The 24,084-nt window shown below is 39.5% G+C and carries 27 protein-coding genes and 1 other annotated feature; of the genes, 6 read left to right on the top strand and 21 right to left on the bottom strand.

All coding sequences use genetic code 11. The annotated features are described in order from the left end of the window. Positions 1-5: 5 nt before the first annotated feature. From Q0J48_RS00070 to truB, 8 genes are read right to left on the bottom strand one after another with little or no spacing between them, the layout of a single operon-like run. Entirely contained in the window at positions 6-854 is an 849-nt protein-coding gene (locus tag Q0J48_RS00070; protein WP_296240200.1) for a polyprenyl synthetase family protein, read from the bottom strand. Beyond that, positions 838-1,059 (bottom strand): exodeoxyribonuclease VII small subunit, encoded by a 222-nt coding sequence (gene xseB, locus Q0J48_RS00075; protein ID WP_296240205.1) that lies wholly within the window; start codon positions 1,057-1,059, stop codon positions 838-840. Before xseB ends, Q0J48_RS00070 begins: the two co-directional genes overlap by 17 nt. After that, the gene (xseA, locus tag Q0J48_RS00080; RefSeq protein ID WP_296240230.1) at positions 1,041-2,390 is read right to left on the bottom strand and encodes an exodeoxyribonuclease VII large subunit; all 1,350 of its coding nucleotides are present in this window, start codon (positions 2,388-2,390) and stop codon (positions 1,041-1,043) included. Before xseA ends, xseB begins: the two co-directional genes overlap by 19 nt. Next, entirely contained in the window at positions 2,387-2,764 is a 378-nt protein-coding gene (gene nusB / locus Q0J48_RS00085) for a transcription antitermination factor NusB (RefSeq protein WP_296240236.1), read from the bottom strand. The genes xseA and nusB overlap by 4 nt, the downstream gene beginning before the upstream one ends. Then, the gene (locus tag Q0J48_RS00090; RefSeq protein ID WP_296240248.1) at positions 2,761-3,663 is read right to left on the bottom strand and encodes a 5'-nucleotidase; all 903 of its coding nucleotides are present in this window, start codon (positions 3,661-3,663) and stop codon (positions 2,761-2,763) included. The genes nusB and Q0J48_RS00090 overlap by 4 nt, the downstream gene beginning before the upstream one ends. Before the next feature lie 39 nt (positions 3,664-3,702). Continuing rightward, positions 3,703-4,035, bottom strand: coding sequence for an Asp23/Gls24 family envelope stress response protein (locus tag Q0J48_RS00095; RefSeq protein ID WP_296240269.1), 333 nt, complete (start codon positions 4,033-4,035; stop codon positions 3,703-3,705). A gap of 42 nt (positions 4,036-4,077) precedes the next feature. Beyond that, positions 4,078-5,049, bottom strand: coding sequence for a riboflavin biosynthesis protein RibF (gene ribF, locus Q0J48_RS00100; RefSeq protein ID WP_296240276.1), 972 nt, complete (start codon positions 5,047-5,049; stop codon positions 4,078-4,080). A gap of 1 nt (position 5,050) precedes the next feature. After that, on the bottom strand, positions 5,051-5,878 hold the full coding sequence (truB, locus tag Q0J48_RS00105) for a tRNA pseudouridine(55) synthase TruB (protein ID WP_296240285.1): 828 nt from the start codon (positions 5,876-5,878) through the stop codon (positions 5,051-5,053). 81 nt (positions 5,879-5,959) lie between these two features. Here truB and Q0J48_RS00110 point away from each other — a divergent pair, with 81 nt between their 5' ends. After that, entirely contained in the window at positions 5,960-6,700 is a 741-nt protein-coding gene (locus Q0J48_RS00110; protein WP_296240289.1) for an ATP-binding protein, read from the top strand. Between the two features lie 11 nt (positions 6,701-6,711). Here Q0J48_RS00110 and Q0J48_RS00115 read toward each other — a convergent pair whose 3' ends face one another. From Q0J48_RS00115 to Q0J48_RS00170, 12 genes are all read right to left on the bottom strand, one after another. Continuing rightward, the gene (locus tag Q0J48_RS00115; protein ID WP_296240291.1) at positions 6,712-7,296 is read right to left on the bottom strand and encodes an HD domain-containing protein; all 585 of its coding nucleotides are present in this window, start codon (positions 7,294-7,296) and stop codon (positions 6,712-6,714) included. Between the two features lie 492 nt (positions 7,297-7,788). Then, positions 7,789-9,534 carry an aspartate--tRNA ligase gene (aspS, locus tag Q0J48_RS00120; protein ID WP_296240295.1) on the bottom strand — a complete coding sequence of 582 codons (1,746 nt, stop codon included), beginning with the start codon at positions 9,532-9,534 and terminating at the stop codon, positions 7,789-7,791. 9 nt (positions 9,535-9,543) lie between these two features. Beyond that, positions 9,544-10,842, bottom strand: coding sequence for a histidine--tRNA ligase (hisS, locus tag Q0J48_RS00125; RefSeq protein ID WP_296240301.1), 1,299 nt, complete (start codon positions 10,840-10,842; stop codon positions 9,544-9,546). Positions 10,843-10,876: 34 nt separating this feature from the next. After that, positions 10,877-11,066 (bottom strand) — a binding site (T-box leader). Continuing rightward, positions 11,062-11,787 (bottom strand): YebC/PmpR family DNA-binding transcriptional regulator, encoded by a 726-nt coding sequence (locus Q0J48_RS00130; RefSeq protein WP_296240302.1) that lies wholly within the window; start codon positions 11,785-11,787, stop codon positions 11,062-11,064. (Overlaps the previous feature by 5 nt.) Positions 11,788-11,829: 42 nt before the next feature. Continuing rightward, complete coding sequence (locus Q0J48_RS00135; RefSeq protein WP_296240305.1) at positions 11,830-12,780, bottom strand: PhoH family protein; 951 nt, start codon at positions 12,778-12,780, stop codon at positions 11,830-11,832. A gap of 42 nt (positions 12,781-12,822) precedes the next feature. Continuing rightward, the gene (rpsU, locus tag Q0J48_RS00140) at positions 12,823-13,002 is read right to left on the bottom strand and encodes a 30S ribosomal protein S21 (protein WP_016318853.1); all 180 of its coding nucleotides are present in this window, start codon (positions 13,000-13,002) and stop codon (positions 12,823-12,825) included. Positions 13,003-13,098: 96 nt separating this feature from the next. Continuing rightward, positions 13,099-14,559, bottom strand: a complete 1,461-nt coding sequence (locus tag Q0J48_RS00145; RefSeq protein WP_296240314.1) for a UDP-N-acetylmuramoyl-L-alanyl-D-glutamate--2,6-diaminopimelate ligase — start codon at positions 14,557-14,559, stop codon at positions 13,099-13,101. After that, the gene (gene mtaB, locus Q0J48_RS00150; protein WP_296240318.1) at positions 14,550-15,848 is read right to left on the bottom strand and encodes a tRNA (N(6)-L-threonylcarbamoyladenosine(37)-C(2))-methylthiotransferase MtaB; all 1,299 of its coding nucleotides are present in this window, start codon (positions 15,846-15,848) and stop codon (positions 14,550-14,552) included. Before mtaB ends, Q0J48_RS00145 begins: the two co-directional genes overlap by 10 nt. Beyond that, positions 15,849-16,577 (bottom strand): 16S rRNA (uracil(1498)-N(3))-methyltransferase, encoded by a 729-nt coding sequence (locus tag Q0J48_RS00155; RefSeq protein ID WP_296240325.1) that lies wholly within the window; start codon positions 16,575-16,577, stop codon positions 15,849-15,851. After that, complete coding sequence (locus Q0J48_RS00160; RefSeq protein WP_296240335.1) at positions 16,574-17,302, bottom strand: pseudouridine synthase; 729 nt, start codon at positions 17,300-17,302, stop codon at positions 16,574-16,576. The genes Q0J48_RS00155 and Q0J48_RS00160 overlap by 4 nt, the downstream gene beginning before the upstream one ends. Further along, a complete protein-coding gene (gene scpB / locus Q0J48_RS00165; protein WP_296240350.1) occupies positions 17,302-17,850 on the bottom strand; it encodes an SMC-Scp complex subunit ScpB in 549 nt (182 codons plus the stop codon). The genes Q0J48_RS00160 and scpB overlap by 1 nt, the downstream gene beginning before the upstream one ends. Beyond that, positions 17,847-18,581: a segregation/condensation protein A gene (locus Q0J48_RS00170; protein WP_296240364.1), complete on the bottom strand. Its 735-nt coding sequence runs from the start codon at positions 18,579-18,581 to the stop codon at positions 17,847-17,849. The genes scpB and Q0J48_RS00170 overlap by 4 nt, the downstream gene beginning before the upstream one ends. 110 nt (positions 18,582-18,691) lie before the next feature. Here Q0J48_RS00170 and Q0J48_RS00175 point away from each other — a divergent pair, with 110 nt between their 5' ends. The 5 genes from Q0J48_RS00175 (at position 18,692) to Q0J48_RS00195 (ending at position 23,049) form a co-directional block, all read left to right on the top strand. Continuing rightward, on the top strand, positions 18,692-19,411 hold the full coding sequence (locus tag Q0J48_RS00175; protein ID WP_296240369.1) for an N-acetylmuramoyl-L-alanine amidase: 720 nt from the start codon (positions 18,692-18,694) through the stop codon (positions 19,409-19,411). Between the two features lie 64 nt (positions 19,412-19,475). Then, positions 19,476-19,994 (top strand): NUDIX hydrolase, encoded by a 519-nt coding sequence (locus Q0J48_RS00180; RefSeq protein WP_296240377.1) that lies wholly within the window; start codon positions 19,476-19,478, stop codon positions 19,992-19,994. After that, the gene (locus tag Q0J48_RS00185; RefSeq protein ID WP_296240385.1) at positions 19,991-21,211 is read left to right on the top strand and encodes an ATP-grasp domain-containing protein; all 1,221 of its coding nucleotides are present in this window, start codon (positions 19,991-19,993) and stop codon (positions 21,209-21,211) included. The genes Q0J48_RS00180 and Q0J48_RS00185 overlap by 4 nt, the downstream gene beginning before the upstream one ends. After that, entirely contained in the window at positions 21,195-21,959 is a 765-nt protein-coding gene (locus Q0J48_RS00190) for an alpha/beta hydrolase-fold protein (protein WP_296240397.1), read from the top strand. The genes Q0J48_RS00185 and Q0J48_RS00190 overlap by 17 nt, the downstream gene beginning before the upstream one ends. Further along, positions 21,952-23,049, top strand: a complete 1,098-nt coding sequence (locus Q0J48_RS00195) for a metallophosphoesterase (RefSeq protein WP_296240402.1) — start codon at positions 21,952-21,954, stop codon at positions 23,047-23,049. The genes Q0J48_RS00190 and Q0J48_RS00195 overlap by 8 nt, the downstream gene beginning before the upstream one ends. Here the strand turns inward: Q0J48_RS00195 and Q0J48_RS00200 are convergent. Further along, positions 23,046-24,083 carry an aminotransferase class V-fold PLP-dependent enzyme gene (locus Q0J48_RS00200; RefSeq protein ID WP_296240404.1) on the bottom strand — a complete coding sequence of 346 codons (1,038 nt, stop codon included), beginning with the start codon at positions 24,081-24,083 and terminating at the stop codon, positions 23,046-23,048. The two genes, Q0J48_RS00195 and Q0J48_RS00200, sit on opposite strands and share 4 nt — an antisense overlap. Between the last annotated feature and the right edge of the window lies 1 nt (position 24,084).

Genomic DNA, 24,084 nt, shown 5'->3' on the forward strand with positions numbered 1-24,084 from the left:
TCCTATCAATACTGTCGTTGAATCAAATAGTTCAAGATTTCTTGGAAAGAATCATGCTTTCCGGGAATCCGATTCAACCGATCCGTAATCTCCTGTTCTAGATCTTCAACCAGTTTGTTTGCTTTTTCAAGACCTAAAAGAGAGACGGCCGTTGCTTTATCATTTTTTTCATCACTGGTTGATTTCCCTAAAATCTCGCTGGTTTGCGTTTGATCTAAAATATCATCCTGGATTTGAAACTGAATGCCTAATAAAATTCCAATTTCATTCCATTCCGTTATATATTGTTCTTGTTGATTCAAAATACAGGCACACCGCATCGGTAAACTTAACAACATGCCGGTTTTGTAGATTTCAATTCGTTTTAAATCATCGAAGGTTGTCAGAGGATGATTTTCAGCCTGGATATCAAGATCTTGCCCTAAGATCATTCCGTTGATCCCGGCACAATCACTTAAAGATTTCACCAGCTTAACTTTTTGAAGATCTGAAGCATCTGATTCCAGAACGATTTCAAAGGCTTTGGTCAATAAAGCATCTCCCGCAAGGACGGCCGTTGCTTCTGTGAAAGCTTTGTGACACGTAGGATGGCCGCGGCGAAGATCATCATCATCCATGCAGGGAAGATCATCGTGGATCAATGAATAAGTATGGATCATTTCAATGGCTCCGGCACATGAAAATCCACAATGAGGATCCATTCCTGCATCCTGCAAAAGCGCCAGTAAGATCATCGGACGAATTCTCTTGCCCCCATTCATCAAGGAATATTCCATGGCATCTCTTGTTTTGCTTGGAATATCTTTACGAAGAGTGCTCTGGAGAAATTCTTCAAACTCATTTTTCAATGTCATCACTTGTTTCCTCCTGAACTTCCATTAACTGATTGACTTTCGTTTCGAAAGCTTCTAACTGCTTGGAACACTGCTTTGACAATTTTAATCCCTCTTCGAATAGATCCATCGCCGTCTCTAATTCAAGATCCTGGTCATTGAGCTGGTTGACGATCTCATCCAGACGTTTCATTGCTTCCTGGAATTTTAGTTGTTTTTCAGCCATGTTTTTTCCTCCTTCGATAGAACAAGTGCATCAAATGATCCTTTCTCCAAAACTACTTTGACAGGATCGTTGATTTCTAATTCTTTGATATCATGTACTGGTTTTCCCTCTTTTAAAGCGACGCTATAACCTCGCTCAAGGATCTTTAAAGGACTGCATGCATCTAATAAAAGCATGGTTTGAGAAAACCGCTGTTTCTGTTGGGTCTGAACCTTTAGAATCATTTCCTTCAATTGATTCGTTTTATGAGAATGATCAATTGTTTTCAAATGAAGAGAATGTTTGATTCGTTGAAAAAGATCTTGATCTGTTTTTAACAGTTGTGCTTTATATTGCTGCAGGCGGTATCGACTATGATCCAAAGCTTCCTGTGCATGATCGAGACGGATCTTTTTTTCATATACCCATGATAAGGGATCTCTTAAATAAGGGTGGTTTTGAAGATATTTCAATTGAGACATCTGATTCTGTAAAAGTGTTTGAATGCGATTCTCAATTTGTGTTTGAGAAGATCGAATTTTTTGAGCAATCTCGACCTGGTCCGGTGTCACCCATTGGGCAGCGGCCGTCGGTGTCACAGCACGATGATCACAAACTAAATCGCAAAGAGTGGTATCGACTTCGTGGCCTACTCCGCTGACTGTATATGTTTTACACTCATACAATGTTTTTACTAAATTTTCGTCGTTGAAACAAAACAGATCCTCAAAACTGCCTCCCCCACGAATGATCAACAAGGCATCATAGTTTTTTTGATCTGCTTTTTGGATGGCACGAATCAAACTTTTGGGAGCTAGCTTACCTTGAACATAACTGGGATAGAGATCAATCTGTAACATAGGCCAACGACGCTGGAACGTTTTGAGTGCATCTTGTAAAGCAGCCCCTTCTTTAGCTGTTATAATTGCGATCTTATCAAACCATTCCGGTTTATTTTTTTTATGATCGTCCAAAAAATAACCGGCATCTTTTAACTTTTTATATCTTTTCTGATACTCAAGATACAGAGCACCCAGACCATCTTGGCGGATATTGCGGACATAGAGCTGCAATGATCCTCGCGGCTCATAAACATTGACGCTTGCCTGTACTTGAACTGACATCCCCTCTTCTAAAGAAAAATCCAAATGGCGGACATAAGAAGAAAACATCACGCAGTTCATTTCGCCCTTATCATCTTTTAACGAAAAGTAATAATGACCGGAGCGATGTTTGGTCAAGTTACTGATTTCCCCCTGGATCCAAACACGTGAAAAATCAAATGTTTCCGTAAGGATGACTTTGATTCTTTGAAGTACACTGGAGACCGCAACGACCCGTTCTTGACTCATAATCGATCTAATACTCCATTAATTAATTTATAGCTGGAATCATCACAATATTTTTTAGCCAGTGTGACGGCTTCGTTGATCACAACAGCACGAGCCGTTTGGACTTGTTTTAATTCTTGGTAGGCAATCAATAAAATCGATTGTTCAAGAAGACTCAAACGATCAAAGGACCAATCATCTCTTAAATTTTGATTGATCTGTTCAATATAGGCATCTTTATTTCGCACGAGGTCGATCGTCAACGTGTATAAAAACTCATCGACTTCATTTTGTCCTTGTGTTAAGTCATACACAGCCCGTCGGATATCTTTTCCTAAAAGTAGATTTTGATATATGCTTTTCATCGCGATTTCGCGTTGTTCATGTCGATTCATTTCGGTTCCTGTCCTTTCTTATAAGGTACTCGTGCACTCGGAACTACCTGGCTGGCACCAAGTCCATGAATATCCTGATCATCAAAAAATATATTTGCTCCAAAGCTTTTTAAAACTTCTGTTTTCCCTGCCCCTTGCAAGAAAAAGACTTCATCCACGTCGATATTCCATTTACGCAGCGTTTTCAGGACTCGTTTTCCGGTATTTTTATCACGGGATGTAACAATGGCAGTACGAATCAAATGCAGATCCTTTGTGTTTTGCTGCAAATTACTCAAACAGAAGAGAAATTTAGCTAATGGGCCTTTTTTTAACGCCACATCTTCGTTGACCAATTCATTTTCAACAAACGCATCTAAACCTTTCTGCTTAAAAATCCGTTCGCTTTCTGGCGAAAATAACACGGCATCCGCATCAAAAGCAATGCGTATCTGATCGGCCGGCTGATCATAAATACGATCCGTATTATATACCAATCCAGCAGCAAATCCACTGTTGATGGCTTGGTTTACATCATCTTCATTACACGATAAGAATAAGTCTACACCAAAAGCATCGAGATATCGGGAGATGGTTTCGCCTCCACTCATTGCCATACGATTGATATCCAATCCGTAATGATCCAAGGAATGAATGATCCGCAGTGATGTTTCAGCCGAATTTCGAGACATAACGATCACTTCCACTAATTTCTTATTTGTAATCGTATTGATCGATAGGAGATTTTGTACAAGGGTAAAACCAGTCCCTGGTTCTAGGATCTCATTTTCATGCGAGAGTTGATAATCGCGATATGCTTCTAAACCATCTTGTTCAAAGACGTTATTGGCATCTTCTAAATTAAATAAAGCACGGCTGGATATTCCTACTACTAAATAGTCATCAAATGAAACAGGCATATGTATTCTCCTTTTAAAAAAAAGGAATCCGAAGATTCCTTAAAAGATAAATCCAACGACTTGAATCTCAATAGATTCAGGTTTGAATCCGGTCATATAAGAAATGCTTTCAAAGATCTTGTGTTGAAGATTGGCGCAAACATCCGATACGTTTGCCTTATAATTCACCTGAACCGGAACAACCATGGTTAACTGATTATCCTGGATCTGTGCGGATAGTGTATTTGAATTTCGAAGTCGAGTGTTTTCAACAAGTTTTACATTTTCATCTTCTTCGATCACATTTAATGCAATCGATGAGAAAACACTCTTATTGAGCTTCACTGTTCCCAATTGACTTTGATTTTCTAAAGTAATATATTCCTGTGCCATATATGTCACCCTCGTTTCTTTTATCATTATAACAAAAAGAGACTATTCCATAAAGAGATTTTTATTCCAAAGCTGAGCCGTAGTTAAAATCAGATCGGCGTGTTCTTGTAATTGATTTTTGGTTGAGAGAATATCTTTTTGTAATTGTGATTTCAAAGCCGGAACACCACTAAAGCGCATTTCATCTCGGATTCGATCCACAAAATACAAGCGAAGCTTTTGATCATAGAGATCTTTGTTAAGATCAATCAAATGCGCTTCGATGGTCATCTTATGGTTTTTAAATGTAGGATTTTTTCCGATGTTGATCATGGCGGGATACAATACTGATTGCCACTCTGCTAATCCGCTGTATACCCCTTCTTTGGGAATCAAATATTCTTGAGTCAATCGAAGATTAGCTGTAGGAAAATTTAATAATGAAGATCCGCGATGATAGCCGTGTTCTACTATGCCTTCTAAACTGTAACAAGCGCCTAACATTTGGCCGGCATGCAATACCCACCCTTGCAGAAGACTATTTTCGATCCTTGTGCTTGAGATCTTACCGTTTTTGTCCTGGATCTTATCGATGACTTTTACTGAGAAATAGGACTGTTGTTTCAACGTCTCCACATTGCCTTGATTTCTGGAAGCATAGGCAAAATCAAACCCGCAGATCAAATGACTTATATGGAGTTGATGTAACAGCGTATGAAAATCATTGACCGATAAAGATGCAAACTCTTTTGTAAAATGTAATATGATCATCCGATCCAAACCCATAGCTTCAACAATATGGATCTTATCTTGCAAAGGCAGAATATGATAGATTTTTCGATCGGGATGAAAGATGGTCCATGGATCGGGGTCAAATGTAATCAAAGAACTGGGAAGTTTTCGCTTAGAAGCTTGCTTGATCGTCTCTTCAATCAAAGCTTGGTGACCTCGATGCAATCCATCAAAAAAACCGATGCATGCAACCGAATCGGATAGAGATGGTAATTGAGTATGATCAATTCTATAGATGTCCATATTACCACAACCCCCTTTTGCTGCGATACAAACCAGAAGCATCTTTTTGATAGATGGACAGCGGATCTTGATCATGCGTCAATAACACAAGATCTGAGTCAGTGTCCAGCGCTAAAGGTTTGCCGTGATACACATTTTGAGGATCTTTGATTTCAATACATGGCAAATGGTCTAACAGTGACAAAATAGAATAAAAATGAGGATTGGTTTTAATCTGTTCTAATGTTTGTGCATCGTCCAGATCAAAGCGTCCAACAGATGTTCGAACAAGGCTCTTCATACAGCCAAGGTTATTGGTTTTTTTCGCAAATTCATCACAGATCGAGCGGACATAAGTCCCGGAAGAACAATGAACCTCAAAAAGGAGCTTTTCCGGATCCAGCGGCTGAATAGAATAGATATTGATATTTTGATAGATAGGTTCGATTTTCTGCCCGGCTCTTTGATATTCCATGAGTTTTTTTCCGTTGATTTTTTTGGCGGACGTCATCGGGACCAATTGTTGATGTTCTCCCAAAAAGGTTTCTAAAACAGCTTCAAAATCAAAATTCCAATCAATAGGCTTTTGTTCCAAGATCTGACCATGAACATCCATCGTATCCGTTGAATATCCTAGGGCGATTTCTGCCTGATAGGTTTTATCTGTATCTTTTAAGAATTGTAAAATCTTACATGCCTTCCCCACCAGGACAATCAACACACCGGTAGCCATAGGATCCAGCGTACCGGTATGGCCTACTTTTTTGGTATGAAAAATTCTTCGGATCTGATTCACGACATCATGACTGGTCATTCCAGCCGGTTTATTGACGATCAAAACTCCATCCATGTCATCACCAGGATTATTTTACTTTTTTTTGAAAACCTTGGCAACTGCTATATAATACCTAACAGGAGCAAAGGAGAAGATATGAAAATACAACCCATTCTCAGAGCGATTCGCAATGCGGATCAGGATTTTGAAATGATTGAAGACGGTGATCGAATTGCGGTGGCGCTCAGCGGCGGAAAAGACAGCATGCTTCTGTTTTTAGCGTTGTCGGTCTATCAGAAGTTTTCCAAACATTCGTTTGAGTTATGTGCGATCCATGTTGATGTCGGATTTGAAGATACTGTTAATCAAACGATGATCGATTTTGCGAAACAGCACGACCTCGAATTATATATCGAAAAAACTAAAATTTATGATATCTTAAAACAACATCCGACATCAAAGGGACGATTGCCTTGTTCCCTTTGTTCAACTTTGAAAAAAGGCGTTCTGTTTGAAAAGGCAAAGGCTTTATCCTGCAATAAGATTGCTTTGGGCCATCATCAGGATGACGCAATCGAAACTCTATTTATGAACATGATCCACGGATCAAAAATCGCAACCTTCCAGCCCGTACAATATATGTCGCGCATGGACATGTCCATGATCCGTCCTTTGATCTATTGTAAAGAATCTCAGATCATTCATGTTTGTCAGGTCAACAGGATCCCTAGTGCAAAGAAGATCTGTCCTAATGACGGAATAACGATGAGACAGGAAATGAAAGAAATGTTAGAGAAGATCTATGATTCATATCCTCAAGCCAGAGACAATTTTCTAACGGCTTTATCAAATGAACAACAAGTTTCTCTCTGGCATAAGAAAAAGCACAAAGCGTAATGTTTTGTGCTTTATTTTTGTTTTGAATCACAATAATAAGTCGCTTCCATGTCTGCCGTGCTCAAGGCAAAGGCTAACGGAAAATGTTCAAAGGTATATCCTACATTTCGACTGGAATCTTCATTAGAGAATCCCATATGATATCGAATGGCGAAAGCTTCCTCACGCGACAATTTCATATAGGGTGTGATCATATATACACTTTTTTCTCCATGACCATACGGCATAGGATCATCAAATTCATAATAAGGAACTTGCACCCATGTCCCGTTTACTTTCTTATTTCTTTGTTCTTGACGATACACATTGATCTTGCAGACATCGTGCAAGAGAGCGACCAACGCAATCGTTTCCTGCGAATAATTCATCTGATACTGCTCTTTGACGCGATCGCGGCTTAAATAATCTTGGAGACAATAATAAACATTTAGACTATGTTCGACTAATCCGCCGGCATAATTTCCGTGAAAACGCGTACTGGCCGGAGCGGTAAAAAAATCCGATTTGGAAGAGCAAAGATACTCTAAAAAAGCGGAAGCTCCTTCTCTTTTGATCTGATCTGTATAGATTTGAATAAACTCATCTTTTTTATTCATAACATTCCTCATCATTATGATCAAATAATATCTTTCGTATGCATCGAATCGCTATCAAGAAAAACAAGACCCAGGAGGTCATCTGCAAAAGTGCTAAAAGAAAAAAATAGGGATCAATGAACATACAGGATAGAATTGCTTTCATAAACAACACCTTTCTTTCAAATATACTATAGAAAAGGTTTTGACATTATTTATGTCGGTATTCAAATCCCCTGTTATAAATCCCCTTATTTTTGTGAAAAAAAGACCCCAAGGAGCAGAGATCTTTCCCTGTGTGTACAGGTGGGTGACCTGTGTTAAGTCTTAGGATCCCCACGCGTAGCGGGTCTTCAACACAAAATAACAACATCCGGTCTCCCTTATCTCAAAGTGTAGGAAAAATGTAATGTCCTTGGGCAATTTCATCATAACTAAGATTTATCAAGAATACAAGACTTGACATTTAAATCACGCTATGTCTATCGAAAAAAGGACTGTGTCAAACAGTCCTTATTTTACATCGGAAATCACGATATGAAGCTCATCCAATTGTGCCTGATCGACTGGTGTCGGAGCTTTGGACATTGGACATTTCGCATTGGCATTTTTTGGGAACGCGATCACATCACGAATCGAATCGCTTTCGCTTAAAATCATAGCGATGCGATCCAATCCAAATGCCAATCCGCCATGAGGCGGAGTTCCATACTGGAAGGCATCGATAAAGAATCCAAATTTATCTTTAATTTGCTGCTCAGTAAAGTCTAACAATTCAAAGATCTTTTCTTGAAGATGATTGTCGTAAATACGAAGACTTCCTCCCCCAAGTTCATAACCATTTAACACAATGTCATAGGCATTGGCACGTACTTTTTCGACATCCGTATCCAATAAAGGAATATCCTCCTGCATTGGCTGCGTAAAAGGATGATGACTTGCCTGATATCTTCCTAATTCTTCAGAGTATTCAAACATAGGAAATTCCGTAACCCAAAGGAATGAAAATTCGTCTTTATGTTTTAAACCAAGTTGACTACCGATTTCATTTCTCAATGCGCCAAGAACAGTACACGTTCTTAACCATTGATCACTGACGATAAACAGACAGTCGTTTTCTTTTAATTGTAAATGTTCATAGAGCGCTTTGACTTCCTCATCTTTCAAGAATTTGCGTGCAGAACCTGTTAAATCGGAATCTAAGGCTTTTAAAACCACTAATCCCTTTGCACCGTTTTTCTTGGCTAAGGCAGTGAACGCATCGATTTGTTTTCGAGAGATATGAGCAAAATCAGGAACTACGATCCCTTTAATACTTCCGTTGGCATCGATCACGGAACGGAAAACTTGAAATTCAGTATTTTCAAATAATGCAGTCAATTCCTGAAGTTCCATTCCAAAACGATTATCCGGCTTATCACTACCATAGCGATTCATCGCTTCATGGTAGGTCAACCGCAAAAACGGCGCCTGCACATCGATGCCCTTTACTTCTTTCATGAGTTTGACCATCATCTCTTCCATCATAGAAATGATTTCATCTTCGCTTAAGAAACTCGTTTCAATATCGACCTGTGTAAAATCGGTTTGGCGATCCGCTCTCAGATCCTCATCTCTGAAGCAGCGAGCGAACTGATAATAACGTTCAAAACCGCTAATCATCAATAATTGTTTATAAAGCTGAGGAGATTGTGGTAAAGCATAGAAACTGCCCGGATGTACACGCGATGGAACCAGGTAGTCACGCGCCCCTTCTGGGGTGCTCTTTCCTAACATTGGTGTTTCAATTTCGATAAATCCATGATGATCTAAAAAATCGCGTAGACTGCGTGTGATTTGATGGCGCATCATCAATTTTTTCTGCATAACCGGTCTTCTTAGATCCAAATAACGATATTCCAGACGAGTATCTTCTAATGCGTCTGTTTCGTCCGCAATGATCAAAGGCGTTGTTTTCGCCGTGTTTACGATTTCAAAGGACGAGACTTCGATTTCAATCTCACCTGTTGCTAAATCAGGATTTTTATCTTTTCGTTCGATCACTTTCCCATGAACATGCAGCAGATATTCATTACGCACCGGTTTGATCTGTTCACTGAACTGTTCATTGAAAAGAAGCTGACAGATCCCTGTACGATCGCGTAAATCGATAAAATTTAATTGTCCAAAGTTTCGTTTTTTTGCGACCCATCCAATCAAGGAAACTTCTTGTCCAACATGTTCGAGACGCAATTCTCCATTATAATGTGTTCTTTCCATAAATAATTCTTAATCCTCCTGATGATGATGTTCTGATTCCATGCGCTCATCCAAATATGCAATCAAATTTTCATTATCGATTGTAATCTGTTCTTTGTTTTGCAAATTTTTGATGGTGATTGTGTTCGTTGTTTTTTCATTGTCGCCAATCAATAAAGCATAATGAGCATGGGATCGATCGGCTGCCTTAAACTGCCCTTTAAAGCCTTTTCCTGTCATATCCATTTCACAGCGATAACCATAAGCACGTAGTTCGATCAAAGTTTGGAATGCATAACTGCGGGCACTTTCATCTAAACACATCACATAAACATCCAGATCTGGTTTCTTTTCCAGTTCAATGCCTTCCGCTTCTAACGCAATCAAAAGTCGTTCCATCCCTAACGCCCAGCCAATTCCGCTCATCTCCTGGGGTCCACCGTAATATGGGATCAAATTGTCATAACGTCCACCAGCTAAAACTGTTGACTGAGCGCCCATCTCCGGATTTAAGGAAATGATTTCAAACACGGTATGTGTGTAATAATCAAGACCACGAACCAGGCCGGCATCCACTTCATATGGGATTTCCAGTTCATCAAGCAGTGAGAGAACGGTTTGAAAATACTCCTGGCTCGATGCATTGAGATATTCCGAGATCTTAGGAACATTTTGCATGCATGGATGATCCCGATCGACTTTACAATCTAAGATCCTTAAAGGATTTTGTTCATATCGGCGTTTACAATCGGCACAAAGATCATCCAAATAAGGCGCAAAATAAGCTTTTAAAGCTTCACGATAGTCCTTTCTTGATTCTTCGTCTCCTAAGGTGTTGATACAAACTTTTAGGTCTTGCAGGCCTAAAGCTTTTAAGATCGAATACGCTAAAACGATCGTTTCAACATCCGTATAGGGACTTTTGTTGCCTAAACATTCAACACCAAATTGATTGAACAAACGCAATCTTCCCTTTTGAGGACGTTCATGACGGGCCATCATGCCCATATAGAATAATTTGACAGGAAGATCAGGGTTCGCATACATTTTATTCTCCACAAAAGATCGAACGACACCGGCAGTTCCTTCAGGACGAATCGTTAACGATGTTTTTGAATTCTCCGGATTAAAAGTGTACATTTCTTTATTGACCATATCGCTGGAGTCGTTTTCTCTTTTAAATACATTGGTATGTTCAAAAATAGGTGTGCGAATCTCATCATAGTTATAGAGATAACAAAATTCACGTAATGTTCTTTCAATGCTTTGCCAGGCGTAACTGTCTTCCGGTAATAAATCCTGACAGCCACGAGGGATTTGATATGCCATAATTTCCTCCTTATTAAGCAAAAAAACGCCCTTATATAAGGACGTTTTCACGCGGTACCACCTTACTTCATGTTCTAGGAACATGCACTCATGTCTTAACGCGACAAACGGTCAGCTTTTAACTGACTTCTCCAAAGTGTCTTCTTGTTTTCCGCTAGATCTTTCCACCAGCCAGATCTTCTCTATAAGCTTCTAAACAAGCCTGTCTTCTTCAACGAATTAATTTAAATTATCTACATTGTGATAGACATTTTGAACATCGTCAACATCATCCAGTAATGTAACCAGTCGTTTGAACAAATCGAGATCTTCCCCTTCTAAAGAAACCGTTTCATTGGGAACCATCTTATCTTCCAGCACTTCAAACTTAACACCCGGGATCAATGCTTCGATTGCTTCCTTGGCATCATCAAGTTGCGTAGGCTCGACAGTGATGGTCATATAGCCTTCTTCGATTTCAATTTCTTTAAGGTCGATGTCTTTTTCGATCAGGCAATCCATCATCGCTTCTTCATCATCATATTGAATCACGAAAACCCCTAAATGTTCATACCCGAAACTAACGGATCCGCCTACACCTAATTTTGCATGGCTCTTATTAAAGCAGGCACGAAGATTCGCAATGGTACGATTTGGATTATCCGTCAAGCAGTCAATAATGATCGTGCTTCCTCCACCAGACCCGAAGCCTTCATAGCGAGCACTTGAATAATTTTCATCAGCACTTGATTTTGCCTTGTCAATTGCACGCTTAATAACATCAGCGGGGACATTGTTGGCTTTCGCACGTTCGATTGCCTTTTTCAATGTCTGATTCATATCTGGATTTGGATCCCCATTTTTAGCAGCTACCAAGATTTCTTTTGAATATCGAGAATAGATCTTGGCTTTTTGATTTGCGGTCTTCTGCATTGCCGCAGCACGTACTTCAAAATGTCTTCCCATTTATTTCACCTCAAATTCCTTTCTAGTATAGCTTAGAGCTCTCTATTTTTCAATCTCTGCATATCGCTCAATGATTTTTTGCACGAGCGGATGACGAACCACATCTGCATTCTGCATATGCACGATTCCAATTTGATCGATATCCGTTAAGATCTGAGTTGCTTGTAACAAACCGGAATCTTCTTTGCGGATCAAATCTATCTGAGTGATATCTCCGTTGACGATCAGTTGTGCTTCATTGCCCATTCGTGTTAAAAACATCTTCATCTGTGATTTTGTAGTATTTTGAGCTTCATCTAAAATAACAATTGCTTTGTTTAAAGTTCGACCTCGCATAAAGGCTAAGGGTGCAATTTCAATGACTTGTTTTTCAATCAGTTTTTCAACCGTTTCAACACCAAGCATATCGTATAATGCATCATAAAGCGGGCGCAGGTAAGGATCTACTTTTTCCTTCATATCTCCTGGTAAAAAACCTAAAGATTCGCCAGCTTCCACCGCAGGACGAGTTAAAATGATCTTTTCGATTTTATGCTCTTTTAATGCATTGACGGCATGGCAAACAGCTAAGTAAGTTTTCCCTGTCCCGGCTACACCCGTAGCGAATATGATATTGTAATGTCGAAAGGCTTCACATAAAATAGCCTGCCCTAGCGTTTTAGGATAAATGACTTTTCCAGATTTGGTCTTTGCGACCATTTGAAGATGAGAAGGTTTAAATTGATTTAATTTCTCATCCTTGGCCAATCGACATAGATAAGAGATGTCTTGGCGTGAGAGCGTTCGATGGCGATCGATCAATTGAAAACAAGCTTGAACGACTTGCTGGATCAGTTCAAACTGCTCAGACTCAAACTTCAGCATTTGATCTCGTAAAATGAAGTCACATTTAAAAAATTTTTTTAATTCGGATAAGTTTTCATCTTCAAACCCAATAAACTGTTGAATAGATTCAAAACTTTTATCGCTCAAATCGATTGTGTGAAAAGTCATGATTCCTCCTTAAACACAAAAAGAATCTGCAAATGCAGATCCTTATTTTCCTCTACGTGCCTTACGTGCAGCTTCTGATTTCAACTTTCTGCGTACACCTGGTTTTACGTAAAATTCTCTTTTTCGGGCCTCAGCAAGGGTGCCGTTTCGAGAAACCTGACGCTTGAATCTTCTTAATGCATCATCAAGCTGTTCGTTCTCTTTAAGAACTACCTTTGGCATCAAATAACCTCCCTTCCTGAGTTAATAACCATTCGAATTATAGCAAACCCATTCTTCGATTTCAAGTTTGAAAGGCCGATTTGGCCAAGAAAATCGTTAAGAGTCGATGTTTTCGGCATATCCGGCCGCTTTTAAACATTCCACAGCACAAATGTTGTCCCCTACCCAAGGGACTCTTCCGCTCTCGTGGTACATAAAAGGTTCATCCCCTTTTCCCAAGATCAATACAACATCCCCTTTGGATGCATTATCAATTGCCTGGCGAATTGCTTCATAGCGGTCTTCCACAAAGAGATTCGGTTTATTTTGAATTCCTTCTTTGATTTGATCTGCGATATCTTTGGGATTTTCATCACGAGGATCATCTTCCGTTAATATGATCAGATCGGCATATTGATCCGCCAATTCACCAAATACTTTTCGTTTGGCGATATCACGTTTTCCTGCCGAACCAAAGACAGTGATCACACGCCCTTTATCCGCAGCCACCTGGCGACCATAGCGAAGCATTTGTTCCATTCCATCCGGCGTATGGGCAAAATCAACCACCACATGGAATGGCTGCCCACATTCGATTTGTTCCATTCGTCCATCGATTTGCGGAATCTTTGTACAAGACTGAAGAATGACAGGCAAACTCATGCCCGTTTCATGTAAGGCAGCGATACAAGCTAAAAGATTATAGACATTATATCGCGCAACTAAACTTGTCTTAACAGGATATTTTTGTCCTTTGTATGCGAGATCAAACGTTGTCGATTTCGCATTTTCATGAATATTGATGGCCCGGTAATCGCAATTCTGATCAATACCGTAAGAAACAACACGAGCGCGGGAACATTCTTTTAAATCTTCGTAGCGATCATCATCGATATTTAAGATCGAAATCCCATCTTCTTTGACCAGCTGTTTAAACAAAATGGATTTTGCCTCAAAATAATTTTCCATCGTTCCGTGAAAATCGAGGTGGTCGTAAGTCAGATTGGTAAAGATCGCAACATCAAAACGAATCCCATCAACACGATGTTGAGACAATCCATGACTGCTGACCTCCAGAGCACAAGATTTCATTCCGGCGCGCACCATATCGCTGAGCTTTCTTTGAAGAAACAACGCATCCGGCGTAGTCAAGTCAGGAGCAATCCGAACCTTGCCATATTCGATTGCTATGGTGCCGATATAACCGCAAGGTTCTTTAAGATCACGAATATATTTGATGATATTTGCACAAGAACTCTTTCCGTTTGTTCCTGTAATTCCATACATAGTCATCTTATCCGATGGTTTTGAATAAAATAATCGTGCACATTGGTTCATGCATGTCGTTACATCCTCAACTTGGATATAGATGACTCCGGGGATCTTATCGATAATCTCCTTGGAATGAACGATAGCAATCGCACCTTTTTCAATCGCTTGCGGAATAAAATCGTGACCATCAAAAGTCATTCCTGATAAACAGAAATACATATCTCCTTTTTTTACTTTCCGGGAATCAAAACAAAGTCCCGTAATATTGACTGTGGGAGCATTTTTAAATAGCTTACTTAATCGCATGAAAATCCTTCTTTCTGATTGACGATATAAACATTGTTTTCAATTCGATCCCATCGACATTGAATGCGACCGAACAGCGGTTTGTCTGAAATAATCTGTACCGGATGATATTGAGAGGAATATCCATGATAGACTCCGGGTGGATCTTGTTTTTCTATCAAGACATCCAAGGTTGAAAAACGCTGCATGTCGTTATAGCGAAGACAAGAAGAGAGTTCTAATAATTGAGAAACTCTTTGTTTCGCAATCGAGCCATGGACCTCACCTTTCATGGTACTCGCTTTGGTTCCGTTTCTTTTCGAATACGGGAAAACGTGCATAAAAGAAAAACGACATTTTTCCATGTTCTTTAATGTGGTTTGGAATTCTTCATCACTTTCTTGTACAAATCCGCAGATCACATCCGTTGAAATGGAGATATCGGGGATCTCTTTGCGAATGTGTTCTAATCTAGCGATAAATTCTTCGATCGTATAAGGCCGATTCATTCGTTTCAACGTCTCATTACATCCCGACTGTACAGGAATATGTAGATGATGACAAAGACGCTTATGATGTTTCATCAAATCAATCAAGGTATCGTCAACTTCAGTGATCTCAATACTGGAAATACGAAAATAGACTTCTTCGTCAACCTTTTCAAGCAGGACTTTTAATAAATCACTTAATGATTTTCCTTGATCAAAATATCGTCCAGTATGGATCCCTGTCAACACGATCTCGCGATGTCCTTTTTTCGCAAGTTCTTGAGCGATGGAAACCGCGTGTTCGAATTTTAATGACCGCTGAGGACCGCGAGCATACGGAATCGCACAATACGTACAAAATTGATTACATCCATCTTCGATTTTCAAAAAAGCGCGATGTTTAGATTCAAAAACATGAATGGGCATTTCTTCGAACTGGGTAAAATCTGAAATGTCATCAACGAGATCTTTTGTTTGATGTTCTTGAATCAGCGATTCAATCAAAAAGACGAGTTGATTTTTATATTTAGCCCCAATGATGAGATCTGCTTTTAGGTCTTCTCGTTGTTTAGGCGTGGCATTTTGTACATAACAGCCGACCACAACGATCAAGGCATTGGGATTTCGCTTTTTTAAAGCATGGATTTTCTGACGAGATTTAGAAGCTGCCGTATTTGTGACCGTACACGTATTGATAATGCATAGATCGGCAGGTTCATCCGGATTGACGACGATAAATCCGTGCTCCTGGAGTTGTTGAGCATAGTAATTCGATTCGTATGCATTAACTTTACATCCCAATGTCGTAATCGAAACCCGCATTTATTGTTCCTCCTTTGACAAAGAATGTTGATAATCAATGCAAGATAAAGCATAAAAGGCGGCTGTCTCAGCGCGTAAGATCCTTTTGCCTAATGTGACAGGGATAAAATGATCATCTTCTAAAATATCGATCTCATTCACATCAAAGCCCCCTTCCGGCCCGATTACGATCGTAATGCTGCCGGGGTCTTTTTTTAAAAAATGCGAGAGATGATAAGCGGGATCATTTTGTTTTTCGTAACAAACCAAATTACAATCTTGCTGATAGTTGTGCAAAGATTCAATATTTTGTATCGCTTCTAATTCAACGAGATCATTGCGGTTGCATTGTTTACACGCATCGAAAATAATCTGCTGCCATCGTTCCATTTTTTTGTCCATTTTTTTCGGGTCAATTCGAATAATGCTGAAAGCAGAAGTGAAAGGAACGATCTTCGTTACACCTAATTCACAAGCTTTTTGAAGAATCAATTCAAAACGATCCTGTTTGATCAAAGACGTACACAGCGTAATGTGCTTAGCACTTCGCGGAACTTCTATCTCATCAAAAACATAGAGATACGGTTTATCTAAAGGATGTGCCAGAAAAGTACCGCCCTTTTTGCTGACAACGCGAATGGTCTCTTTTTTTTGGATGCGCAGAACATCAAAAAGATGGTGTGCTTGTTTAGGATCTAACGAAATCGGCGCATGAAGCATACATGGATCTTCTACAAAAACTTGTTTCATTTGCATCCTCCTTGCATACTTAAATTCATTAACTTCTTAACTTCAAAAGGTTTTAGACGACGATATTCACCCGGTTTTAAATCATCCGCACTGATAAAAGCGAAACGCGTTCTGTGTAAACGGCGAACATGATGCCCTAGAGCTTCCATCATTTTTTTCACTTGATGATTTTTTCCTTCATAGATTGTCAATTCAAAGCGACATCTTTGCAGAACCGGATCCGTTTCTAACAGATGGACCCGGCAAGGCTGATAATCGGCTTCTTTGGTATGGAGCCCCTTTCGAAGATCGCGAATATCCTGGTCCGATAGAATTCCCTGAAGATTGACAAGGTATGTCTTAGGCAGATGATATCTTGGATGGATCATTTGATTGGTGAACTGTCCGTCATTGGTCAAAAACAATACGCCGCTGGTATCGTAATCCAAACGTCCTACCGGATAGATTCGTTCCTTGACAGAGATATAGTCTAATACGGTTTTGCGATTATATTGATCTTTGCTGGTGGTAACACAGCCTTTTGGTTTGTTGATGACATAATAGATTTTTTCTTCTTTTTCAATCCGTTTTCCATCCACTTGAATGTCATCTTGCGGACGAACCTTGGTTCCTAAAATATCAACGATTTTCCCATTGACCTTCACTCTTCCCTGCAAGATCAGTTCTTCGGCTTTACGGCGCGAACAATATCCGGATTGTGCGATGATTTTTTGTAAACGTTCCACTACGCATCATCCTCCTTGAATAATTCATCTTCTTGGGCAATGGTGGGAAGATCTGGCAATTCTGCCAAGGTCTGGAGTTGAAAAGCATCTAAAAAGGCATCTGTAACACAATAGAGCAAGGGTTTCCCCACCGCATCCAAGCGATCTTTGGCATCTACTAAACCACGTGCCTGCAGTTTTTTCAACATCATTTCACAATTTACGCCGCGAATCTCTTCTATTTCTACACGTGTGATCGGCTGCTTATAAGCGATGATTGCTAAAGTTTCCAGAGCAGCCTGAGAAAGTGTCGGAGTTTTTATCGATTCAAAAAGCTTTTGTCCATAAGGATATACACTTTCTTTTGTGACAAATTTGTAACGGCTGGCGTATTCAACCAGTTCAAATCCGTGTTCCTGGTCCTGATATTCTTGTTTTAATTGGTCAAGGATGTCATTGAGGGTCGAATCTGAATCACAATCAACAGCTTGTTTGATTTGTTGAAAAGAAAGACCTTCTTCTCCGCTTAAAAAAATCAAACCTTCAACGATTGATTTGTACTCTTTCATAAAGTGTCATCCTTTCTAAGAACGATCTTATCATCGTCAGTTAAAGTAAATGTCAGCTTTTTTTGGTAGATCAAATCCAACACTGCCAAAAAAGTCACGATCAACATGTGAAGATCTGTGCAGTCGTCACAGAGATCATCAAAAAAGATGGGCCCCTGTAAAGCTTGGATCCGTGGCAAGATCATAGCGCGCCGATCTTCTAAAGACATTTCTTTGATCGTAACCTTGGTCTCATAAGGTTCCAACAGGATCTTGCGCTGTATCACCCGATTCATGGCTTTCATCAATTCATAAGGTGACTGCAAGGATAATTGATCTTGCTGTATCGGGATCGACCATTGCGAAGCCATAGAAGCTTGCGGCCGAGTATAGTGTAATTGACGTTTTTCATAAGAATCTTTAAGCTCCATCGTTACTTCTTTAAACTTCTGGTATTCCAACAACCTTGATACCAAACGATTTCGCTCTACTTCTTCATAATCATCATCCACTACGACTTCTTCTCTTGGCAGAAGTTTTCGACTTTTATATTCAATTAAACTGCTGAGTTCAATCAGATATTCACTTGCGACTTCCAGATGCATATCTTCCATTTGATGGATGTAATGAATATATTGATCCGCTAGTATGAGCATATCTAGATCAAAGAGATCCAACTTGTTTTCTTTGATCAGATGCAGCATTAAATCCAACGGTCCTTCAAACTGATCGATTGTGATTTTAAATTCCATATTATCACCGTTTTAAAGTATACCAAATTTTAGTGAAACAAGAAAGAATTGAGAGGATGCGCAAACATAAGATTTATGATATGATGATACCACTTCAAGGGGGTGACGGAATGAAAAGAGCATTATGGTTTTTAATCGTTGCTTTATTTATGGCTTTGATCGTTCAGCCAAATCTTTCTTCCAGTCAAGATCCTCAACTGCGAACCCCGACAAATACGACTTCACAAGCTCGCACAAACGATAATATCGACATAGGTTTGTCTAAATCGCAAGCTACGATATGCTTGGATGCAGCGAACGGCGGAAATGACACCGGATATGTGATCAATGATGAAACCATGGAAAAAGATCTTAACCTTGCCTTGGTTTTAAAGATCGGCGAGTATTTGTCCCAAGCCGATTATCATGTTGTATATACCAGATCGGATGATACGACAATTCAAGAAACAAGTGACAACAGCTCAGAGAACCCAAGAGTTCAAATCGCAAAACAAAACGAGGCTGACTATTTGATCAGTATCCAGATGGCAGATGATGTGGATACAACGATCAAAGGATATTCATTTTTTACTCATCCCAACGCGGATCTGATCGATCTTGCCAATGCGATCAACGATAAATTGATGGCAATCAACTATTCCCGCTTTGACGGACTGGATAGTGATCATTATGATAACTTCTCTATTTTACAAGATTCGGATCTTCCCTCTTTATTGATACAGATCGGATATCTAACAAATGAACAAGATGTGCAAAATCTAACCGATGAACACTTTCAGGACATGATTGCCCGCGCCATTTCTGAGGCAATTTTAGCACAAATTAACTAAGGCTCTCTTTTCGAGAGCCTTAACTTTTGGTATAATGAAAATCAATGAAAGAAGATGTAAGCTCATGGAAGAAAAGATAATTTACAAGGGATTGATCTTCACTTTGAATCAAAAAACCGTAAAGATAAAAGGCAAAGATTATCTTCGAGACATTATTCGTCATCCAGGTGGTGTGGGCGTTTTAGTGATCATCGACCAAAAAATTCTGTTGGTTCAACAAATGAGACCTGCCATCGATCAAATGACCTTAGAGATCCCTGCCGGAAAACTGGAGTATGGAGAAGATCCTCTAAAAGCCGGTTTGCGAGAACTCAATGAAGAAGCAGGCTATACATGCAAAGAGTTACAGCTGATTCAATCTTTTGTCTCGACGCCTGGCTTTTGTGATGAAAGAATCTGGATCTATGAGGCGATCGATCCTATCCCCGTAAAACAACGACTGACCATGGATGAAGATGAAGAAATCGAATGTCAATGGATCCCCATTCATGAAGCTTACGAGATGACAAGAAACGGAAAGATCATCGACGCCAAGACGATCATGGCGATCGATCATGCGATCTTAAAGGAGAAAAAAGTATGAATTTTGTATTGATATCCCCCAACTACCCGGATAATTATTGGCTCTTTTGCCGGGGATTAAAAAAGTATGGTGCAACGGTTCTTGCGATCGTGGATACTGCCTATGAAAATTTGAATCCGAATTTGATTCAAAACATTGATGAATGTTATGTTGTCAATAATTTCAACAATTATGATGAAATGATTCGAGCTGTCGGCTATTTTACTTTTAAATATGGAAAAATCGACTGGATCGAATCCAATAATGAAGCTTGGTTATCTTTAGATGCTCGCTTGCGGGATGATTTTAATGTGACCACAGGATTTGATTTGAAGACAATCACAGAATACCAAAGCAAAGCAGCCATGAAAAAATACTACGAGGATGCCGGCATTCCTACCGCAAGATATTATCTGGTGGAAAGTGAGAAGAAAGCTCTCGAATTTGCTCATAAGATCGGCTATCCCCTTGTATTAAAACCAGATCATGGAGTGGGCGCTTCTTTTACCTATACGATCAAAAATGATGAGGATTTAAAAAAGTATCTTCATGTGGCCCCGAAGGTGCAGATGATCTTAGAAGAATACATTGAAGGTGATGTGTTTACACTAGATGGCATTTGCGATGCTCAGGGAACGATTCGTTACTTAAATTCTCTAGAATATGTAGGCAACTGTATGGACAGCGTCCAATATCAACAATCGATCGGAGCTTATACAGCTTTTACGATCAGTGATGAATATCGAGATATTGCCCAGCGTACGATCCATGCCTTTCATTTAAAAAATCGTTTCTTTCATTGTGAATTTTTCCGATTAAGCAAAGAGAAAAAAGGGTTAGGCAAAAAAGGTACGGTTATAGGATTGGAAGTCAACTTCCGCCCTCCGGGAGGTTTTGCCCCGGATCTGATGAATTATGCCGGATCTTTAGATGTATATGACATCTGGGCCCAGGTTTTGATCACTCAACAAGGTGATTATATGAATATTGCCAGAGAATCTGCAGGTTTTGCCGGTCGCAGAAATTCAATCTCGTATAAATATCGTGTTAAAGAATTGGAACAAATGTTCAAGGACCAATGGTTGAGTACGATCTACTTGCCGGAAGCATATGCCGCAACGATGGGAGATGTTACGATCTCTGCGCGTTTTAAGACCCCGGAAGAAAGAAGTGCCTTTTTCAAGGCCGCTTTTCAGGAAACATTAGGAAAGGATCAGAACAGTGATCTTAAAGTTTGACAGAATCATGACGCAATTCCATGAACAGCGTACGATTCATATGTATCTTCCCGATGACTATCTCTATTCACAAAAAAGATACCCTGTCCTTTATATGTTCGATGGACATAATCTATTCAATGACGAAGATGCAACCTATGGAAAATCATGGAATCTAGCCAATCAGATTCTTTGGAACCAAAAAGAATTGATCGTCGTCGGACAAGAATGCAGTCATCATGACAACGATCGTCTCTATGAATACAGTCCTTATCCATTTGCAGATGAAGAATTACAAGCAATGGGTGAAGGCTATGGAGAAGCCACGATGGATTTCTTCATCCATGAATTGAAACCTTACATCGATCACCATTTCCCGACTCTTTCACAAAGAGAAACAACTTGGATCGGAGGCTCAAGCTGCGGAGGGGCCATGGCACTTTATGCGGGAATGCGCCATAACGATGTATATTCTCGTTCATTGGTTCTATCCCCTTATGTGATCCCCACTTCAGAATATTTTCTTTTAGAAGCGGATCATACCGATTTTGTCGGTCCATCTTCCTTCTATTTCTCCTGGGGTGCTTTAGAAGGATCTACCAAGCATGCTTTTATTCAGGAAACTAAGATTGTTACGGAAATCGCAAATCGTCTATTAAAAAAAGGAGCGCATATCCAGTTTAATGTAAAACCAGAAGGCGCTCATACCGAAAGTGACTGGGAACAAGAGGCTCCCCTGTTTCTGGATTTTTTATTCCAATATGAATAGAAAACCCATCATCAAGCATCTAGATCCATGGAAATCCAAAAGGACGATCGTCATCAGCGACATCCATGGCAATCTGGATGCTTATTTAAAATTATTAGACGAATGCGATTATCAAGCCGGAACAGACCGCTTGTTATTGTTGGGAGATCTCATTGAAAAAGGTCCTAAAAATCTTGAAACGTTACAAACGATCATCCAACAAACCAAACAGGGTGAAGTCCATGCATTGATGGGAAATTGCGACTTTACGATCAAAAACGCTTTCCTTTCCTATCGCCTGGACTTTTTAAAACAAATCTTACTGATTCGAAAAAAATCCATATTACACGAAATGGCTTCTGCAATCGGAATGGAATTTCATCCGGATACCGATATGGAAGAGTTCTGTCAGAGTTTACGTCGTCAATATTATGAAGAATTGGCGTTTTGTAACGACCTGCCTCATATTCTGGAAACGGATTCTATGATCTTTACGCATGCCGGAATCTTGAACGAACAGAATTATGGAGATGATTTTCGAATTCCTATGACCACTCCGCTTTTTTTAGAGTCTGCACCAAGATTTATAAAAACAGTCATTTGTGGTCATATGCCGGTGACTGAATATCAGCGACATATTGCGCATTTTGATCCGTTATATTCTGCTGAAAAAAATATATACTGCATTGATGGCGGCAATATCGTTAAAAAAGGTGGACAATTAAATGCTTTGATATTCCAAAATCACTATGTAGAAATTAAGCGCTGTGATCTATTAGAGAAAGCGACCGTTACAGAAGAAGTTCCCTATCATACTCAGATTCCCTTCTTTATGACTTGGAATCATGGTCAAGTTGAATTATTAAAAAAAGAAAAACTGCAGTCGTATGTCTATTCACCATATATCAACCGGTCTTTTTGGGTGGATAATTCCTTTTTACAAGTACGACATGGTCAACTGTATGCGACTGACTATACAAATTATCAAATTCCTCTGCGAGTCAATGATGAAGTAAAAATTGTTCGCGAATATCAAGACCGGGTTCAAATCAAAAAAGACGGTGTTCTAGGATGGTGTTATCAATCTCAGCTAAAAAAGCACTCGATTTAGTCTTCGAGTGCTTTTGCTTGTTTTAAATATTCGATCAATTGATCAAGATCTTCCTGGGTAGTTGTCCAACTGGTCACAAAGCGAATCGCAATGTTTTGATCTTGTTTTTCCCAAACCTCAAAGTCGACCGCTGATGATAAAAAATCATATTCTTTTTTCGTGACGATTGGAAAGATTTGGTTGGTATCACTTTTCATTAAAAACGGATACTTCAATTCCGATAAAGCATCTTGTAATTTTTGTGCCATGGAATTCGCATGCTGAGCGACACGATAGAAGGAATCATTTTCAAATAAACCTTTAAATTGAATTCCTAAAAGCCAGCCTTTGGCCATCATTGCCCCATTTTGTTTCATGCAGAAACGAAAGTAAGGTTTTAACGCGTCATTACAGATCACAACAGCTTCTCCCATCAAAGCTCCATTCTTTGTTCCGCCAATGTAAAAAACATCGCACCAATTTGCCAAATCATTTAGCGTATAATCAACACCCGACATTAAAGCTGTGCCCAATCGCGCCCCATCCATATACAAATAAAGATTTAATTCCTTACAAACCGCAACAATGGCTTCCATTTCGCTTCGAGAGTAGACCGTTCCAAATTCTGTCGAATTCGAAATATATACCATTTTAGGATAGACTAAATGCTCATAAGTCAACATATGTTCATCAAACGCTTTGCGAATCAATGCAGGCGTCAGCTTTCCATCGACATTGGGAACAGTGATGACTTTATGGCCTGTTGATTCGATAGCCCCCGTTTCGTGGGTAGCAATATGTCCGGTATCACAAGAAATCACTGCTTCAAATGGGCGTAAGATAGAGGAAATAACCGTTTTATTGGTTAAAGTACCTCCGGAGATAAAATGAATATCGACATCATAATCGGGCATTTTTGACTGGATCATCGATCTTGCCTGCGAACACAATTCATCTTCTCCATAACCTACAAAGCTATTTAAGTTGGTACAATTTAACAGCTCCATGATTTCTGGAATACAACCTTGTCCATAATCGTTTCTAAAAAATAACATG

The sequence above is a fragment of the uncultured Faecalicoccus sp. genome (assembly GCF_944325745.1).
GTDB lineage: Bacteria > Bacillota_I > Bacilli_A > Erysipelotrichales > Erysipelotrichaceae > Faecalicoccus.

Excerpts from the sequence above, each read along its gene's own strand:
- Q0J48_RS00070 (WP_296240200.1), bottom strand. The coding sequence starts at position 854 with ATGACATTGAAAAATGAGTTTGAAGAATTTCTCCAGAGCACTCTTCGT.
- xseB (WP_296240205.1), bottom strand. The coding sequence starts at position 1,059 with ATGGCTGAAAAACAACTAAAATTCCAGGAAGCAATGAAACGTCTGGAT.
- xseA (WP_296240230.1), bottom strand. The coding sequence starts at position 2,390 with ATGAGTCAAGAACGGGTCGTTGCGGTCTCCAGTGTACTTCAAAGAATC.
- nusB (WP_296240236.1), bottom strand. The coding sequence starts at position 2,764 with ATGAATCGACATGAACAACGCGAAATCGCGATGAAAAGCATATATCAA.
- Q0J48_RS00090 (WP_296240248.1), bottom strand. The coding sequence starts at position 3,663 with ATGCCTGTTTCATTTGATGACTATTTAGTAGTAGGAATATCCAGCCGT.
- Q0J48_RS00095 (WP_296240269.1), bottom strand. The coding sequence starts at position 4,035 with ATGGCACAGGAATATATTACTTTAGAAAATCAAAGTCAATTGGGAACA.
- ribF (WP_296240276.1), bottom strand. The coding sequence starts at position 5,049 with ATGGACATCTATAGAATTGATCATACTCAATTACCATCTCTATCCGAT.
- truB (WP_296240285.1), bottom strand. The coding sequence starts at position 5,878 with ATGGATGGAGTTTTGATCGTCAATAAACCGGCTGGAATGACCAGTCAT.
- Q0J48_RS00110 (WP_296240289.1), top strand. The coding sequence starts at position 5,960 with ATGAAAATACAACCCATTCTCAGAGCGATTCGCAATGCGGATCAGGAT.
- Q0J48_RS00115 (WP_296240291.1), bottom strand. The coding sequence starts at position 7,296 with ATGAATAAAAAAGATGAGTTTATTCAAATCTATACAGATCAGATCAAA.
- aspS (WP_296240295.1), bottom strand. The coding sequence starts at position 9,534 with ATGGAAAGAACACATTATAATGGAGAATTGCGTCTCGAACATGTTGGA.
- hisS (WP_296240301.1), bottom strand. The coding sequence starts at position 10,842 with ATGGCATATCAAATCCCTCGTGGCTGTCAGGATTTATTACCGGAAGAC.
- Q0J48_RS00130 (WP_296240302.1), bottom strand. The coding sequence starts at position 11,787 with ATGGGAAGACATTTTGAAGTACGTGCTGCGGCAATGCAGAAGACCGCA.
- Q0J48_RS00135 (WP_296240305.1), bottom strand. The coding sequence starts at position 12,780 with ATGACTTTTCACACAATCGATTTGAGCGATAAAAGTTTTGAATCTATT.
- rpsU (WP_016318853.1), bottom strand. The coding sequence starts at position 13,002 with ATGCCAAAGGTAGTTCTTAAAGAGAACGAACAGCTTGATGATGCATTA.
- Q0J48_RS00145 (WP_296240314.1), bottom strand. The coding sequence starts at position 14,559 with ATGCGATTAAGTAAGCTATTTAAAAATGCTCCCACAGTCAATATTACG.
- mtaB (WP_296240318.1), bottom strand. The coding sequence starts at position 15,848 with ATGCGGGTTTCGATTACGACATTGGGATGTAAAGTTAATGCATACGAA.
- Q0J48_RS00155 (WP_296240325.1), bottom strand. The coding sequence starts at position 16,577 with ATGAAACAAGTTTTTGTAGAAGATCCATGTATGCTTCATGCGCCGATT.
- scpB (WP_296240350.1), bottom strand. The coding sequence starts at position 17,850 with ATGAAAGAGTACAAATCAATCGTTGAAGGTTTGATTTTTTTAAGCGGA.
- Q0J48_RS00170 (WP_296240364.1), bottom strand. The coding sequence starts at position 18,581 with ATGGAATTTAAAATCACAATCGATCAGTTTGAAGGACCGTTGGATTTA.
- Q0J48_RS00175 (WP_296240369.1), top strand. The coding sequence starts at position 18,692 with ATGAAAAGAGCATTATGGTTTTTAATCGTTGCTTTATTTATGGCTTTG.
- Q0J48_RS00180 (WP_296240377.1), top strand. The coding sequence starts at position 19,476 with ATGGAAGAAAAGATAATTTACAAGGGATTGATCTTCACTTTGAATCAA.
- Q0J48_RS00185 (WP_296240385.1), top strand. The coding sequence starts at position 19,991 with ATGAATTTTGTATTGATATCCCCCAACTACCCGGATAATTATTGGCTC.
- Q0J48_RS00195 (WP_296240402.1), top strand. The coding sequence starts at position 21,952 with ATGAATAGAAAACCCATCATCAAGCATCTAGATCCATGGAAATCCAAA.
- Q0J48_RS00200 (WP_296240404.1), bottom strand. The coding sequence starts at position 24,083 with ATGTTATTTTTTAGAAACGATTATGGACAAGGTTGTATTCCAGAAATC.